General features: G+C 71.0%; 11 protein-coding genes. 2 read left to right on the top strand and 9 right to left on the bottom strand.

The genetic code is table 11. From position 1 onward, the window contains the following. Positions 1-307 precede the first annotated feature (307 nt). The 9 genes from ABZ471_RS07960 to iolC all read right to left on the bottom strand — a co-directional run bounded on the left by ABZ471_RS07960 (position 308) and on the right by iolC (position 12,539). Positions 308-718: a hypothetical protein gene (locus tag ABZ471_RS07960; protein WP_359063640.1), complete on the bottom strand. Its 411-nt coding sequence runs from the start codon at positions 716-718 to the stop codon at positions 308-310. A gap of 219 nt (positions 719-937) precedes the next feature. Beyond that, entirely contained in the window at positions 938-1,801 is an 864-nt protein-coding gene (locus tag ABZ471_RS07955) for an ABC transporter permease (protein ID WP_359063638.1), read from the bottom strand. Then, positions 1,798-4,449, bottom strand: a complete 2,652-nt coding sequence (locus ABZ471_RS07950) for a CocE/NonD family hydrolase (RefSeq protein ID WP_359063636.1) — start codon at positions 4,447-4,449, stop codon at positions 1,798-1,800. Before ABZ471_RS07950 ends, ABZ471_RS07955 begins: the two co-directional genes overlap by 4 nt. A 171-nt stretch (positions 4,450-4,620) precedes the next feature. Then, positions 4,621-6,021 carry an APC family permease gene (locus ABZ471_RS07945; protein ID WP_359063634.1) on the bottom strand — a complete coding sequence of 467 codons (1,401 nt, stop codon included), beginning with the start codon at positions 6,019-6,021 and terminating at the stop codon, positions 4,621-4,623. A gap of 390 nt (positions 6,022-6,411) precedes the next feature. Beyond that, positions 6,412-7,914: a CoA-acylating methylmalonate-semialdehyde dehydrogenase gene (gene mmsA / locus ABZ471_RS07940; RefSeq protein WP_359063632.1), complete on the bottom strand. Its 1,503-nt coding sequence runs from the start codon at positions 7,912-7,914 to the stop codon at positions 6,412-6,414. 15 nt (positions 7,915-7,929) lie between these two features. Further along, positions 7,930-9,816 (bottom strand): 3D-(3,5/4)-trihydroxycyclohexane-1,2-dione acylhydrolase (decyclizing), encoded by a 1,887-nt coding sequence (gene iolD, locus ABZ471_RS07935; protein ID WP_359063630.1) that lies wholly within the window; start codon positions 9,814-9,816, stop codon positions 7,930-7,932. Continuing rightward, positions 9,813-10,637: a 5-deoxy-glucuronate isomerase gene (gene iolB, locus ABZ471_RS07930; protein ID WP_359063628.1), complete on the bottom strand. Its 825-nt coding sequence runs from the start codon at positions 10,635-10,637 to the stop codon at positions 9,813-9,815. Before iolB ends, iolD begins: the two co-directional genes overlap by 4 nt. A 7-nt stretch (positions 10,638-10,644) precedes the next feature. Further along, entirely contained in the window at positions 10,645-11,592 is a 948-nt protein-coding gene (locus tag ABZ471_RS07925) for a deoxyribose-phosphate aldolase (RefSeq protein WP_359063626.1), read from the bottom strand. Next, complete coding sequence (gene iolC / locus ABZ471_RS07920) at positions 11,589-12,539, bottom strand: 5-dehydro-2-deoxygluconokinase (protein ID WP_359063624.1); 951 nt, start codon at positions 12,537-12,539, stop codon at positions 11,589-11,591. Before iolC ends, ABZ471_RS07925 begins: the two co-directional genes overlap by 4 nt. A gap of 266 nt (positions 12,540-12,805) precedes the next feature. Here iolC and ABZ471_RS07915 point away from each other — a divergent pair, with 266 nt between their 5' ends. Then, complete coding sequence (locus ABZ471_RS07915) at positions 12,806-13,768, top strand: ABC transporter ATP-binding protein (protein ID WP_359063622.1); 963 nt, start codon at positions 12,806-12,808, stop codon at positions 13,766-13,768. Continuing rightward, complete coding sequence (locus ABZ471_RS07910) at positions 13,765-14,565, top strand: ABC transporter permease (protein WP_359063620.1); 801 nt, start codon at positions 13,765-13,767, stop codon at positions 14,563-14,565. The genes ABZ471_RS07915 and ABZ471_RS07910 overlap by 4 nt, the downstream gene beginning before the upstream one ends. The last annotated feature ends 10 nt before the right edge of the window (positions 14,566-14,575 follow it).

The following is a 14,575-nucleotide window of genomic DNA, read 5'->3' as shown; positions in this document are numbered from 1 at the left end:
TTCACGGTAAGCCGCGCTTACATAGCAAGAAACCGAAATATGCGGCCAAAAGTCACGCGGACACCGTCCATACAGGGCGGATTCCACCGGATGGCGGAACGACGTCGTGCATCGTTTTCGCTCGGGCCTCACAGGGCCGGGGCGAACGCAGACATGCGTCCGGCCCACTGGCAAGGAGGGGTCCAGTGGGCCGGAAGGCTGAAGGCGTATCCCCCGCACGCATCGGGCGCCGGGTGGGTGCGGATTCGCTGGTCAACAAGAACCGGATCAGAGTGTCAGAATTCCGGTCCCATCTCTGTCCTGTGAACTAATTGAGCAGGCTGCCGAGTCCTGCACTGGTCGGCCCATTCAGCGGGTGGAGCTGAACGGCACCGGTTCCGACCGGATTCTTCACCGGAATTGCGGGCTTCTTGGCGTTGCTGCGGCCCATACCGTCCAGGTATACACCGGAGATTTTCGCCGCCTTGTTCGTTCCGGAGACTTTCGCCGCCTGGTTCTCGTCGAACGCACTGCCCCTGGTGATGCTGCCCTGGCGGGCCACCCGCATCACCGTGTCGGCCGCGGGCACGAGCGCCGGAGTCACCTCGGGCTGGGACATGAGGCCGAGCGGACCGGTTTCGTGGGCAGGCGTCTTGGCGCCCGACGCCGCGACGGCGGAGCCACCCACGAGACTCGCACCGATGGCCAGCGCCGCAGTTGTAAAAACTGCCTTCTTCATGATTCACCTCACTTGACGTTACCTCTGATCCGACAGATCCAGAACATAGCAGTCCGCAGTCCGCCCAAAGCGATGCACTACTCCATACGCATGAATGCCGCGGGAGTGAAGGAGCGCATTACTCGGTTTTCCCCGGAGAGATTCACATCTGGTCGGCGAATCGATTGATCGTATGGTGCGTCAAGTGCGAGAAGGCTGTATTCCCGACTGAAATAAAAACTACGACACCACGTCCTTGCGGGCGAACCCCCGGAAGGCCAGAGCGATGAACACGAGTGCGTAGGTGAGGGAGATCGCCGTCCCCTGGATCATGCCGGACCACTCCAGGTGCGGCTGGACGGCGTCGGCCCAGGCGAACTGCCAGTGCGCGGGCAGAAAGTCACGCCAATGGCCGAGGGCGGTGACGGCGTCCAGGACGTTGCCGACGATGGTCAGGCCGACCGCGCCGCCGACCGCGCCGAGCGGGGCGTCCGTCCTGGTCGACAGCCAGAACGCCAGACCCGCGGTGACCAGCTGTGACACGAAGACGTACGCCACGACCACCACGAGCCGCTGGGCCGCCGTGCCGGAGTCCAGTGCGCCGCCGGTGGGGATCTGCAGCGGGCCCCAGCCGTAGGCGGCCGTGCCGACCGCGAGGGCCACGACCGGCAGCAGCACCATCGCGGCGAGGCTCAGCCCGAGCCCCACGGCGAGCTTCGACCACAGCAGCCGGGCCCGGGGCACGGGCGCGGCGAGCAGATAGCGCAGGGAGGACCAGCTCGCCTCCGAGGCGATCGTGTCCCCGCAGAACAGGGCGACCGGGATCACCAGCAGAAAGCCTGCGGAGACGAACAGGTTCACCGCGGCGAAGTTGGCGCCGGACGCGGTGGCCGTGTCCATCAGGGTGACCTGGCCGTTGCGGCCTGCCGGGTCGCCGCCGATCGCGAAGGCGATCAGCAGCACGAACGGCAGGGCGGCCAGGATCCCGCCCATGACGAGCGTGCGGCGCCGCTTGAGCTGGCGGACCAGCTCCACGCGCAGCGGCAGCGTGCGGCCCGCGCGGTAGCCGGAGGCGACCTCGACGGGCCCGGTGAGCGCGCTCATGCGGAACCTCCGATCAGGGTGAGGAAGGCGTCTTCCAGGCGCCGGTGGGGGCCCACCGAGGCCACGGGCACCTCCAGGCGCACCAGCTCCACGACCAGCTGCTCGGCCGTGCCGCCGGGTTCGAGGCGGATCAGCAGTCCGTCCTCGGTGTGTACCGCGGAGGCGACGCCGGGCAGCGCGGCCACCTTCTCCACGAGCGGCTCCTCCACGCCCGTGCCGGTGCCGACCAGCAGGGTGTCGCCGGAGCCCACTATGTCTTGCACCGGCCCGGCCTGGATCAGCCGGCCGCGGTCCATCACCACCAGGTGGGTGCAGGACTGCTCGACCTCGGCGAGGAGATGGCTGGAGACGATCACCGTACGGCCGCCGGCCGCGTAGCGGATCATCACCTCGCGCATCTCGCGGATCTGGGGCGGGTCGAGACCGTTGGTCGGCTCGTCCAGGATGAGGAGGTCGGGCAGGCCGAGCATGGCCTGGGCGATGGCCAGGCGCTGGCGCATGCCCTGGGAGTAGGTGCGGACCGCACGGGCGAGGGCGTCGCCGAGGCCGGCGATCTCCAGGGCCTCGTCCAGATGCGCGTCCTCGGGCGGGCGGCCGGTGGCCCGCCAGTACAGCTCCAGGTTCTCCCGGCCGGACAGGTGCGGCAGGAAGCCCGCGCCCTCCACGAAGGCGCCGACCCGCGAGAGCACCGGGGCGCCGGGCCGGATGGCGTGGCCGAAGACGCGGATCTCGCCGCCGTCGGGTGTGATCAGGCCCATCAGCATGCGCAGGGTGGTGGTCTTGCCCGCGCCGTTGGGCCCGAGCAGGCCGAGCACCTGGCCCTTCTCCACGCGGAAGGACAGCTCGCGCACGGCGTACCGGTCGGCGGACTTGGCGTACCGCTTGCTCAGGTCCGTTATCTGGAGCGGGACCTCGGTGAGCGCCGGGTCGGGCGCGGGTGCGGTCGTACGGCGGCGGCCGGCCAGCAGCAGGGCGAGTGCGCCCGCGGCGCCGGCCAGGGGCAGCCACCACACCCAGGCGGGCAGGGGGGCCGCCGCCGTGGTGACGGCGGGGGCCGTCGGCACGCTCAGGTCTCCTTCGAGGGCGACGGTGTACGTGGCCGGGGCGACCGGTGAGGCGTAGCCGAGGTCGGTGGAGGCGAGGACCAGGCGGAGCCGGTGGCCCTTCTGGACCTCGTGGTCGATCGCCGGGAGGGTGATCGTGACGTCCTTGCCGGTCCTGGCGCCGGTCACCCGGAGGGGTGCGACCAGCTGGGAGGGCAGCACCTGGCGGCTGCCGTCGGGGCCGACGTCGTAGACCTTGCCGAACAGGACGGCGTCCCCGCTGGTGGACGTGACATGCGCCGTCACGGTCGGCGAGCCGGTGATCCTGAGGTCGGCGGCGACCGGTGCCGAGTCGAATTTCGCGTACTGGCCGGGGAAGTCGAGGGAGACGCCGACGCCGAGCGCGGACAGCTGGGCGAGGCCGCCGCTGCCGCCGAGGCCGGGCAGGGCGGAGACGCCGGGCGGGCTGGCGCCGGCCGGGTTCGCGAAGCGCTGCCCGCCGCCGGTCAGGGCGACGGCCCGCCGGTGGTCGTGCAGGCCGGGGTAGGCGCCGGCGCCGGCGCCGCGCAGGAGGGCGGCGCCGTCGGTGGCGTCGACGCCTCCCGTGCGGGTGATCCGGAAGGCCGGGCCGGTGTCGGCGGACTTGTCGCCCTTGAGGTAACGGCCGAACCAGGAGGTCACCCGCCCCTGCACCCGGCCGTTCTCCAGGTCGCCGCCGTCGTGCCCGCCCGCGATCCAGTCGACGTCCACCGGGGCGCCGTTCGCCCGGATCGCCTGTGCGGCCGCATCGGACTGGGCGAGGGTGAACAGGGAGTCGGTCTGGCCCTGCACGAGCAGCGTGGGCACCTTGATGCGGGCGGCGACCGCGGACGGCGAGCGTTCCTCCAGCAGGGTGCGGGCGGCCGCGTCCGGGGTGCCGGACTCGGCGACCCGGTCGTACATCCGGCACAGGACGGGCTCGAACCTGGCGCAGCCGCCGTCGGTGTTGAAGAAGATGCCGGCCCACAGCTTCTTGAACACGCCGTTCGGGAACAGGGCGTCGGCCAGGTTCCAGTACGTGATGGCCGGGGCGATGGCGTCGACGCGGTGGTCGTATCCGGCGGCGAGCAGGGAGACTGCGCCGCCGTAGGAGCCGCCGGCCATGCCCACGCGCGGGTCGCCCGCCCTGTCCAGGCGGACCTGGGGCTGCTTCGCCAGCCAGTCGATGAGCCGGGAGACGTCGGCGACCTCGTGCTGCGGGTCGTTCAGCCCGATCTTTCCGGTCGAGTGCCCGAAGCCGCGTGCCGACCAGGTCAGCACCGCGTATCCGTCGCGGGCGAGGTCCTCGGCCTCCTGCCGCACGTCGTCCTTGCTGCCGCCGAAGCCGTGCCCCAGCAGGACGGCGGGGCGGCGGCCGGCCGCAGCGTCGGTGAAGTACGAGGTGTCGATGCGCGTCCCGTCGGCCATGGTCATGACCCGGTCGGTCCGATGCACCGGCGGTGTGCCGTCGGAGGCGACGGCCGACCAGGTGCCGGCGCCGGCGAGCACCACGACAGCGGCCGCGGCGGCCATCAGCCGCCGCGGCCCCTTCAGCAGCCCGCTGAGCGCGGGCCTTCGAAGATCCATGCTTCAACGGTACGGGCCGCCTCCGACATCGGCTGCGGCCGCCGGGCTGAACCCCGGCCCCTCCTTGGGGAGTACGGGGTCGGCCCGGCGTACTTCAGGCGCGGTACGAGGACGTCCTCGCCGCCCGGCGGTGTGCGGGCGGCGAGGACGCGGGGACGTCCGAGCGGGTGGTTACGCCTGTGCGTCTTCCGGGATCGACACCAGCCAGCGGGTCTCGCGCCGCGGGCGGAGGTAGAAGACCCAGTAGAGGGTGGCGACCGCGGTGATGCCGCCGGTCCACAGCAGGTAGCTCGCCTCCTGCTGGGTGAGGATGTACGCGAGGACCGCGATCAGCAGGACCGGCATCGTGGGCCACAGCGGCATCCGCCAGGCCGGCGTGTGCTTGTGGGAGCCGCGGCGGGCCAGCAGGGCGGCGACCGCGACCAGCAGGTACATGCCGGTCACCGAGACGCCGGTGACGCCGTAGAGGGTGTCCAGGTTGACGAAGCAGAGCAGCGCGCCGGGGACGCCGACCGCGAGCGTGGCGACCCACGGGGAGCCGAAGCGGCCGAGCTTGGAGAAGACGTTGTTGACCGGCTCGGGCCAGGCCTTGTCGCGGGCGGAGGCGAACAGGACACGGGAGTTCTGGATCACCATGACGATGCCCGCGTTGATGATCGCGAGGGCCACGCACAGGCTCACGAAGGTGCCGACGGCGGAGTTGGACCAGGCGGTGACCATGGAGCTGATGTCGCCGCCGGTCAGCTCCGTGAGGTCGCCGGCGCCCATGGTGATGGCGGCGACCGGGACCAGGATGACCACGGTGGAGATCGCGAGGGTGGCGAGCACCGTGCGGGCGACGTTGCGGCGCGGGTTCTCCAGCTCCTCGGAGAGGTAGACGGCGGTCGAGAAGCCCTGCGTGACGAAGAGGGCGATGGCGAGCCCGGAGACGACCAGCATGGCGGTCACGGTGTCCGTGTGGCCGTTCTCGCCGGCCACCTGCATGGACACCATGCTGCCCACCCCGCGGTGGCTGTGCGAGAAGCCCAGGACGGCGACGACACCGGCCGCGACGACCTCGAGGACCAGGAAGATGCCGGTGATCCAGGCGTTGGCGCGCAGGTCGAGCAGGCCGGCGAGGGTGGCGAGCAGCATCACGCCGGCGCCGGTCATCGACGGGTCGAGGTGCACGATCGGCGCGAGGTAGTCGGCCGTGCCCATCGCGATCACCGGCGGGACGATCATCACGACCAGCAGGGACAGGACGAAGACGAGCCAGCCCGCGAGCCGCCCGGCCATCGTCGAGACCATGGCGTACTCGCCGCCCGCGCTGGGGATGAGGGTGCCCAGCTCGGAGTAGCAGAACGCCACGGCGATACAGAGGAGGGAGCCGATGGCGATCGTCAGGGCGGTGGCGGTGCCGAGGGAACCGAAGAGGTCGGGGACGACCACGAAGAGCGTGGAGGCGGGCGTGACGCAGGAGAGCGTCAGCAGGGTGCCGCCGACGACACCGATGGAACGCCTCAAACCCGGTGAGCCCGGTGCGGCTGCCGTCGCGGTCTCAACCACGGACTTCTGGAGCGTGTCGGTCATGCGGCGGGTTCCGATCGACTCGTGCGACTGAGGGTGGGGTCGGGAGCGCTATCGCCTCCGGCGGCTCGTCGTACGTTCGTCTCGTCCGCTCCCGGCGCTGCATAGAGAACCCCGACGAAAACCGCTGCGTCAATGGCCGTTTACCTTCGGAATCCGCACCTCTGGCAATCCGTATGCGGCATCACTTTCACAGGCCGTGACGCTCTATAGATGCATCCATCAAGCCTCAGCGGAATGTGACCTTGCTTTCGAAGGTCATCTACCAGCAACCCCTTCGCCATCCGTTTCATCCCGCCAGAACGAGAATCGCAGCCGAGGCGTCAAAAAAATGTCAGGCCGTCCGGAATCCGGACGGCCTGACAGGGCCCGGAGGTGTCCTCCGGGTGACGCTCAGTGGTTGCGCGGGAAGCCGAGGTCGACGCCCGCCGGGGCCTCGGACGGGTCGGGCCAGCGGGTCGTGACGACCTTGCCGCGGGTGTAGAAGTGCGTACCGTCGTTGCCGTAGATGTGGTGGTCGCCGAAGAGCGAGTCCTTCCAGCCGCCGAAGGAGTGGTAGCCCACCGGCACCGGGATCGGGACGTTCACGCCGACCATGCCGGCCTCGATCTCCAGCTGGAAGCGGCGGGCCGCGCCGCCGTCCCGGGTGAAGATCGCGGTGCCGTTGCCGAAGGGGGACGCGTTGATCAGCGCGACACCCTCCTCGTAGGTGTCCACGCGCAGGACGCACAGCACCGGGCCGAAGATCTCGTCCTGGTAGGCCTTCGCGCCGGTCGGCACCTTGTCGAGCAGGGAGATGCCGATCCAGTGGCCGTCCTCGTAGCCCTCGACGGTGTAGCCGGTGCCGTCGAGCACGACCTCGGCGCCCTCGGCGGCCGCGCCCTCGACGTAGGAGGCCACCTTGTCGCGGTGGACCTTGGTGATGAGCGGGCCCATCTCGGAGGCCGGGTCGTTGCCGGGACCGATCTTGATCTTCTCGGCCCGCTCGCGGATCTTGTCGACCAGCTCGTCGCCGATCGCACCGACCGCGACGACCGCGGAGATGGCCATGCAGCGCTCGCCCGCGGAGCCGTAGGCCGCGCTCACGGCCGCGTCCGCCGCCGCGTCCAGGTCGGCGTCCGGCAGGACCAGCATGTGGTTCTTGGCGCCGCCCAGGGCCTGGACGCGCTTGTGGTTCGCGGCGGCCGTGGTGTGGATGTAGCGGGCGATCGGGGTCGAGCCGACGAAGGAGACGGCCTTGACGTCCGGGTGCTCCAGGAGGCGGTCGACGGCCACCTTGTCGCCGTGGACGACGTTGAAGACGCCGTCGGGCAGACCGGCCTCGGACAGCAGCTCGGCGATCTTGACCGACGCCGACGGGTCCTTCTCGGACGGCTTCAGCACGAAGGTGTTGCCGGTCGCGATGGCGATCGGGAACATCCACATCGGGACCATCGCCGGGAAGTTGAACGGCGTGATGCCCGCGACGACACCCAGCGGCTGGCGGATCGACGAGACGTCGACGCGGCTCGCGACCTGCATGGACAGCTCGCCCTTGAGCTGGACGTTGATGCCGCAGGCCAGGTCGACGATCTCCAGACCGCGCGCGACCTCACCGAGGGCGTCGGAGTGGACCTTGCCGTGCTCGGCGGTGATCAGCTCGGCGATGGCGTCCCGGTTGGCGTCCAGCAGCGCCCGGAACTTGAAGAGGATGGACGTGCGCTGGGCCAGCGAGGACTGGCCCCAGGTCGCGAAGGCGTCCTTGGCCGCCGCGACCGCCGCGTCGACCTCCTCCACGGAGGCGAAGGCGACCTTGGTGGTGACCGCGCCGGTCGCCGGGTCCGTGACCGGCCCGTACGTACCCGACGCGCCTTCGACGGTCTTGCCGCCGATCCAGTGGTTGACGATCTTCGTCATGCCCAGAAACTCCTTTTACAGATGGCGGCGTCGGGTCGAGACGTGCCGTTCGTACAGCTCACGTGCCTTGACCGCGGACGATCGGGTCGCGGTCTCGGCCACAGGAACATCCCACCAGGCCTGCGCCGGAGGCGCGCCCGACACAGTGTCGGACGTTTCGGTCTCCACGTAGACACATGTGGCGGTGTCGGCGGCCCGCGCCTCGGCGAGCGCCGCGCGCAGGTCCCGTACGGTCTTCGCGCGGATCACGCGCATGCCGAGGCTGGCCGCGTTGGCGGCGAGGTCGACGGGCAGCGGAGCACCGGTGAAGGTGCCGTCGTCCGAGGTGAAACGGTAGGCGGTGCCGAACCGCTCGCCGCCCACGGACTCCGACAGACCGCCGATCGAGGCGTACCCGTGGTTCTGCACGAGCAGCATCTTGATCGCGATGCCCTCCTGTACGGCGGTCACGATCTCCGTCGGCATCATCAGGTACGTGCCGTCGCCGACCAGCGCCCACACGTTCCGCTCGGGCGCGGCGAGCTTCACGCCGATCGCGGCCGGGATCTCGTAGCCCATGCAGGAGTAGCCGTACTCCAGGTGGTACTGGTCGTACGACCGCGCCCGCCAGAGCTTGTGCAGGTCGCCGGGGAGCGAGCCGGCCGCGTTGATGATGATGTCGGACTCGTCCACCAGGGCGTCGAGGGCGCCGACGACCTGGGGCTGGGTAGGCCTGACGTCCGGTTCTTCCGCCTCGAAGCAGGCGTCGACGCGCTGCTCCCAGCGCTCCTTGTCCTCGGTGTACTCGGTGACGTAGGAGTCGGCGGCCCGGTGCTCGTGCATCACCAGCGCCTCGGTCAGCTCGCCCAGACCGCTGCGGGCGTCCGCGACCAGCGGCAGCCCGGCCAGCTTGTGGCCGTCGAAGGGCGCGATGTTGAGGTTCAGGAAACGGACATCCGGATGCGCGAAAAGCGTGCCGGAGGCGGTCGTGAAGTCGGTGTACCGCGTGCCCACGCCGATCACCAGATCCGCGGTGCGGGCCAGTTCGTTCGCGGTCGCGGTGCCGGTGTGGCCGACGCCGCCGACGTCCTGCGGGTGGTCGTGGCGCAGGGAGCCCTTGCCCGCCTGGGTGGAAGCGACCGGTATGCGGGTGGCCTCCGCGAACTCGGCGAGGGCCTCCTCGGCGCGGCTGTGGTGGACCCCGCCGCCCGCGATGACCAGGGGCCGCTGCGCCGCCCGGACCGCACGGGCGGCCTCGGCGAGTTCGGTGGGGTCCGCGCCCGGGCGGCGTACGGTCCACACGCGCTCGGCGAAGAACTCCTCGGGCCAGTCGTACGCCTCGGCCTGCACGTCCTGCGGCAGCGCGAGGGTGACCGCCCCGGTCTCCACGGGGTCGGCGAGGACCCGCATGGCCTGCAGGGCGCTGGGGATCAGGGCCTCCGGCCGGGTGATCCGGTCGAAGTACCTCGACACCGGGCGCAGGGTGTCGTTGACCGACACGTCGCCCGCGTAGGGCACCTCCAGCTGCTGCAGGACCGGGTCGGCGGGGCGGGTGGCGAAGACGTCGCCGGGCAGCAGCAGGACCGGGAGGTGGTTGATGGTGGCCAGGGCGGCGCCGGTGACCAGGTTGGTCGCGCCCGGGCCGATGGAGGTCGTCACCGCGTGCGCGGACAGGCGGTTCGACTGGCGGGCGTAGCCGACCGCCGCGTGCACCATGGACTGCTCGTTGCGCCCCTGGTGGTACGGCATCACGTCCTGGTACTCGATCAGCGCCTGGCCGAGGCCGGCCACGTTGCCGTGCCCGAAGATGCCCCAGGTGGCGCCGATCAGCCGCTGCCGCCGGCCGTCGCGTTCCGTGTACTGGGCGGCGAGGAAGCGTACGAGTGCCTGAGCGACCGTGAGCCTCGTCGTCGAGGTGGTCATCGGTACCCCCCTGTGCTTTCTACGTGGTCCGGGTGGAAGCAGATCCGCCACTCCCGCGTCGCGCCTGGGCCGGCCATGACGTTCAGGTAGTACATGGCGTGGCCCGGCTGGGCGATCGACGGGCCGTGCCAGCCGTCGGGGACGAGGACGGCGTCGCCGGAGCGGATCTCGGCGAGGACGTCGGATCCGCCCTCGCGCGAGGGGAATACGCGCTGATAGCCGAAACCGTTCGGGCCGTCGATCTCGAAGTAGTAGATCTCCTCCAGCTCGGACTCCTCGCCCGGCCGGTGCTCGTCGTGCTTGTGCGGCGGGTACGAGGACCAGTTGCCGCCGGGGGTGATCACCTCTACGGCGATCAGCTTGTCGCAGTCGAAGGAGTCGGCGGAGGCGAAGTTGCGCACCCGGCGGGCACAGGTGCCGCTGCCGCGTTCCTCGACGGGGACCTCCGGCGCGGGGCCGTAGCGGGCGGGGAGTCGTCGCTCGCACTTCGCTCCTGCCAGGGCGAAGCGGCCTCCCGCGCCGGAGGCGATCAGGACCTGGGCGTCCCGGGGCACGTACGCGAAGTCGGAGACGTCCGCGAACACGCTTTCCCGGCCCAGGAGTTGAAAGTCGTTCTCCTCAATTTGTACGGTACATCCGCCTTGCAGCGGAAGCACGATCCATTCGCTGTCCCCCGTGGTGAACGTGTGCGTACCACCCGGCGACAACTCCACGATGCGCAGGCTGCTGTGGGCCCAGCCGGCCCGCTTCGGGTCGATGTCGACGGCGTACTGGGCGTTCGCGGTGGCACCCCGGGGCAGGTGCAGGTCGGTGCTGGTCATGCGGCCCTCACAGCAGTCCTACGGCGGTGTCGACGGCGGCGGCCACATCGCCGTCCGCCGGGTACAGCAGCGAGCGGCCGACCACCAGGCCGCGCACGGTGGGGAGTTGGAGCGCGTCGCGCCACTTCTCGTACGCGGCCACCTGCTCCTCGGGCGAGTCGCCGATGTCGCCGCCGAGCAGCACGGCCGGCAGGGTCGAGCTCTCCATGACCCGGGCCATGTCGTCGGGGTTCTCGGTGACCGGCACTTTCAGCCAGGTGTAGGCCGAGGAGCCGCCGAGGCCCGAGGCGATGGCGATGGACCTGGTGACCGCCTCGGCGCTCAGGTCGTTGCGCAGCCGGCCGTCGGGGCCGCGCCGGCTGATGAACGGTTCCACGAAGACCGGGAGCCGGTGCGCGGCCATCGCGTCGATGGCGCGGGCGGTGGACTCCAGGGTGGTCAGGGAGCCCGGGTCGTCGTAGTCGATGCGCAGCAGCAGCTTGCCGGCGTCGAAACCGAGGCGGTGGATGTCCTCGGGACGGTGGCCGGTGAAGCGGTCGTCCAGCTCGAAGGTGGCGCCCTGCAGTCCGCCGCGGTTCATGGAGCCCATGACGACCTTGTGGTCGAGGGCGCCCAGCAGGAGCAGGTCGTCCAGGATGTCGGCGGTGGCGAGCACACCGTCGACGCCGGGCCGGGACAGCGCCAGGCACAGGCGTTCCAGCAGGTCGGCGCGGTTGGCCATGGCGAGCTTGCGGTCGCCGACGCCGAGCGCGCCGCGGGCCGGGTGGTCGGCCGCGACGATCATCAGCCGGCCGTCCTCGTTCAGCAGCGGGCGGCGGGCCCGTCGGGCCGCGGCCTCGGCGATGGCCTCGGGATGGTGGGTGCGGGTGCGGACCAGCGCGGAGACGTCCACGCGCGGCTGCCGGGCGCCGTCCCCGCCGTCGCGATGGGTGCCTGCCACCCTGCCCGCCCTCACAGCACCGCTCCGGCCTCGAGTGCGGCGGCGACCTCGTCGGGGGTCGGCATCGCGGAGGAGCATTCCAGGCGGGAGGCGACGATGGCGCCGGCCGCGTTGGCGTGGCGCATGATCGTCTCCAGGTCCCAGCCCGCCAGCAGGCCGTGGCAGAGGGAGCCGCCGAAGGCGTCACCGGCGCCGAGTCCGTTGAGGACCGTCACCGGGAGCGGCGGGACCTCGGCGGACTCGCCCTCGCTGTTCACGGCGAGCACGCCCTTGGGTCCCTGTTTGACCACGGCGAGCCGGACCCCGGCGTCCAGCAGCGCGCGGGCCGCCGCGTGGGGTTCGCGCACCCCGGTGGCGACCTCCACCTCGTCCAGATTGCCGACGGCCACGGTGGTGTGGCGCAGGGCCTCGGCGTAGAAGGGGCGGGCCGCGTCGGGGTCCGTCCAGAACATCGGGCGCCAGTCCAGGTCGAAGACCGTGGTGCCGGACTTCGCGCGGTGGGCGAGGGCCGCGAGGGTCGCCGTGCGGCTGGGCTCCTCGCTCAGGCCGGTGCCGGTGACCCAGAAGACACGGGCCTCGCGGATGGCGTCCAGGTCCAGGTCGTGGGCGTCGATCTCCAGGTCGGGGGCCTTGGGCTGCCGGTAGAAGTACAGCGGGAAGTCGTCCGGCGGGAAGACCTCGCAGAAGGTGACCGGTGTGGGTAGCCCGGCCACCGGGGTGACCCAGCGGTCGTCGACACCGAAGCCGCGCAGGGCCTCGTGCAGGTAGGAGCCGAACGGGTCGTCTCCGGTGCGGGTGACCACGGCGGTCCGCCGGCCGAGCCGGGCCGCGGCCACCGCCACGTTCGTCGCCGACCCGCCGAGGAACTTGCCGAAGGACGACACCTGGGCGAGCGGGACACCGGTCTGCAGCGGGTAGAGGTCCACTCCGATCCGCCCCATGGTGATCAGGTCGTACGCCATCGGCTTCCCTTCGTCACGGCTCTCCCCGGATTTCTAGTGCCCCGCACGAGCCCTGTCAATGTTTTGTCCGGACATTCGGACGATACCTTGAGACCGCTTTCCCTGACCCGCCGTGCCCGAGTCGGTTTTCGGCCGGACGCGGACGGCGCCCGCGGCCCCGATAGCCGACGGATAGCGGCCCCGTAGCGGCTTCGGTTCGCACCGATAGAGGGGCGGGGGAGATTGGTTCTCGCCAAGACCACCCCCACAAAACGGTGAGGACTCTGATGACGATCGAAACCCAACTCCGGCCGGCCGCGAGGGAGGTGACGTCCCCGGATGCCGCCGTGCTCAGCACGGTCGTCAAGCGCTTCACCACTGCCAAGGGTGAGGAGTTCACCGCCGTGAACGGGCTGGACCTGCGGATCCGGCGCGGCGAGATCGTGGCGTTCCTCGGGCCGAACGGCGCCGGCAAGACGACCACCATCGACATGCTGCTCGGACTGACCCGGCCCGACTCCGGACACGTGGAACTCTTCGGCCAGGCCCCGCAGCAGGCGGTGCGCGCCGGCCGGGTCGCCGCGGTCCTGCAGTCCGGGGGGCTCCTGCCCGACCTGACCGTCGAGGCCACCGTGCGCATGCTCGGCTCGCTGCACCCCGCCGCCGACCCCGAGCAGGTCATCGCCCGGGCCGGACTGACCGGGCTGCGCGACCGGCGGGTCGCCGAGTGCTCCGGCGGTGAGCAGCAGCGGCTGCGGTTCGCCGTCGCGCTGCTGTCCGACCCCGACTTCCTGGTGCTGGACGAGCCGACCGCCGGCATGGACGTCGTCGCCCGCCGGGAGTTCTGGGCCACCGTCCGCGAGGACGCCGAGCGCGGCATGACGGTCATGTTCGCCACGCACTACATGGAGGAGGCCGACCAGTTCGCCGACCGTGTCGTGCTGATCGACCAGGGCCGGGTCGTCGCCGACGGCTCCGCCTCCTCGATCCGCGCCGCCACCAGCGGACGTACCGTCTCGGCCCTGATCAGCCCGCATGACGCGCAGGCGGTGGCGGCCTCCCACGCCGTCCGCTCCTGCGTGGCCCGCGGCGAGCGGCACTACTTCGACACCACCGACTCCGACGCCCTGCTGCGGCAGCTGGTCAACCAGACGTCGGCCACCGAGATCGAGGTCGCCCCGCGCAGTCTCGAAGAAGCCTTCATGGCCATCACGCACCAGGGCCGCACCGCCCAGGAGGGCCTCCGATGACCACCCTGACCGCGGCGGCCGCACCCGCCCGCCCCCGCACCTCGGCCTTCAGCGGCGTCAACCCCACCTTCGTCCGCTACGAGCTGCGGCGCCGGTTCAACCGCCAGACCACCATCTTCACCCTCCTGCTCCCGGCCGTCCTCTATCTCGCCCTGTACCGCACCGCCCCGTCCCACGGAACGCTGCCGCACGGCAACTTCGCCGCCTGGATGATGATCGGGCTCGCGGTGTACGGCGCCGCCATGGCCGCCACCAGCTCCGCCGCCACCATCTCCGTCGAACGGTCCGCCGGCTGGATGCGCACGATCGCGCTGAGCCCGCTGGCCCCGCCCGGATACCTGCTCGTCAAGGTGGTGTGCTCGGTCGTGATGGCCGCCGTGCCCGTGGCCATCGTCGGGGTCCTCGGCGCCGTCACCGGGGCGCACGCCGACTCCGGCGTGTGGGTGACCTCCCTGCTCGTCGCCTGGATCGGCGCCGCGGTGTTCGCCGCGCTCGGCATCTTCCTGGGGCTCGCCCTGAAGCCCGAGGTCGTGATGCACATGCCGGGCCTGACGATGACCGCGCTGGCCTTCCTCGGCAACCTGTTCATCCCGCTCAGCGGGACCATGCTGGAGATCTCGCGGTACACGCCGATGTACGGCGTCTCGACGCTGGCCCGCTACTCCCTCACCGAGGGCTACACCTTCAGCGGCGAGCACTCCAGCCTGAGCGGCGCCGTGATCAACATCGTCGCCTGGTTCGCCGCCTTCTCCTTCATGGCGATCCGCCGCTTCGCCAGGAGCACGGGCCGCAACTAGGGCCCGTCCG

Origin of the sequence: Streptomyces sp. NPDC005728, from assembly GCF_040630895.1 — a bacterium.
Lineage (GTDB): Bacteria > Actinomycetota > Actinomycetes > Streptomycetales > Streptomycetaceae > Streptomyces.
Note: the sequence above shows the minus strand (reverse complement) of the source record. Positions and strands in the feature narration are given on the sequence as shown.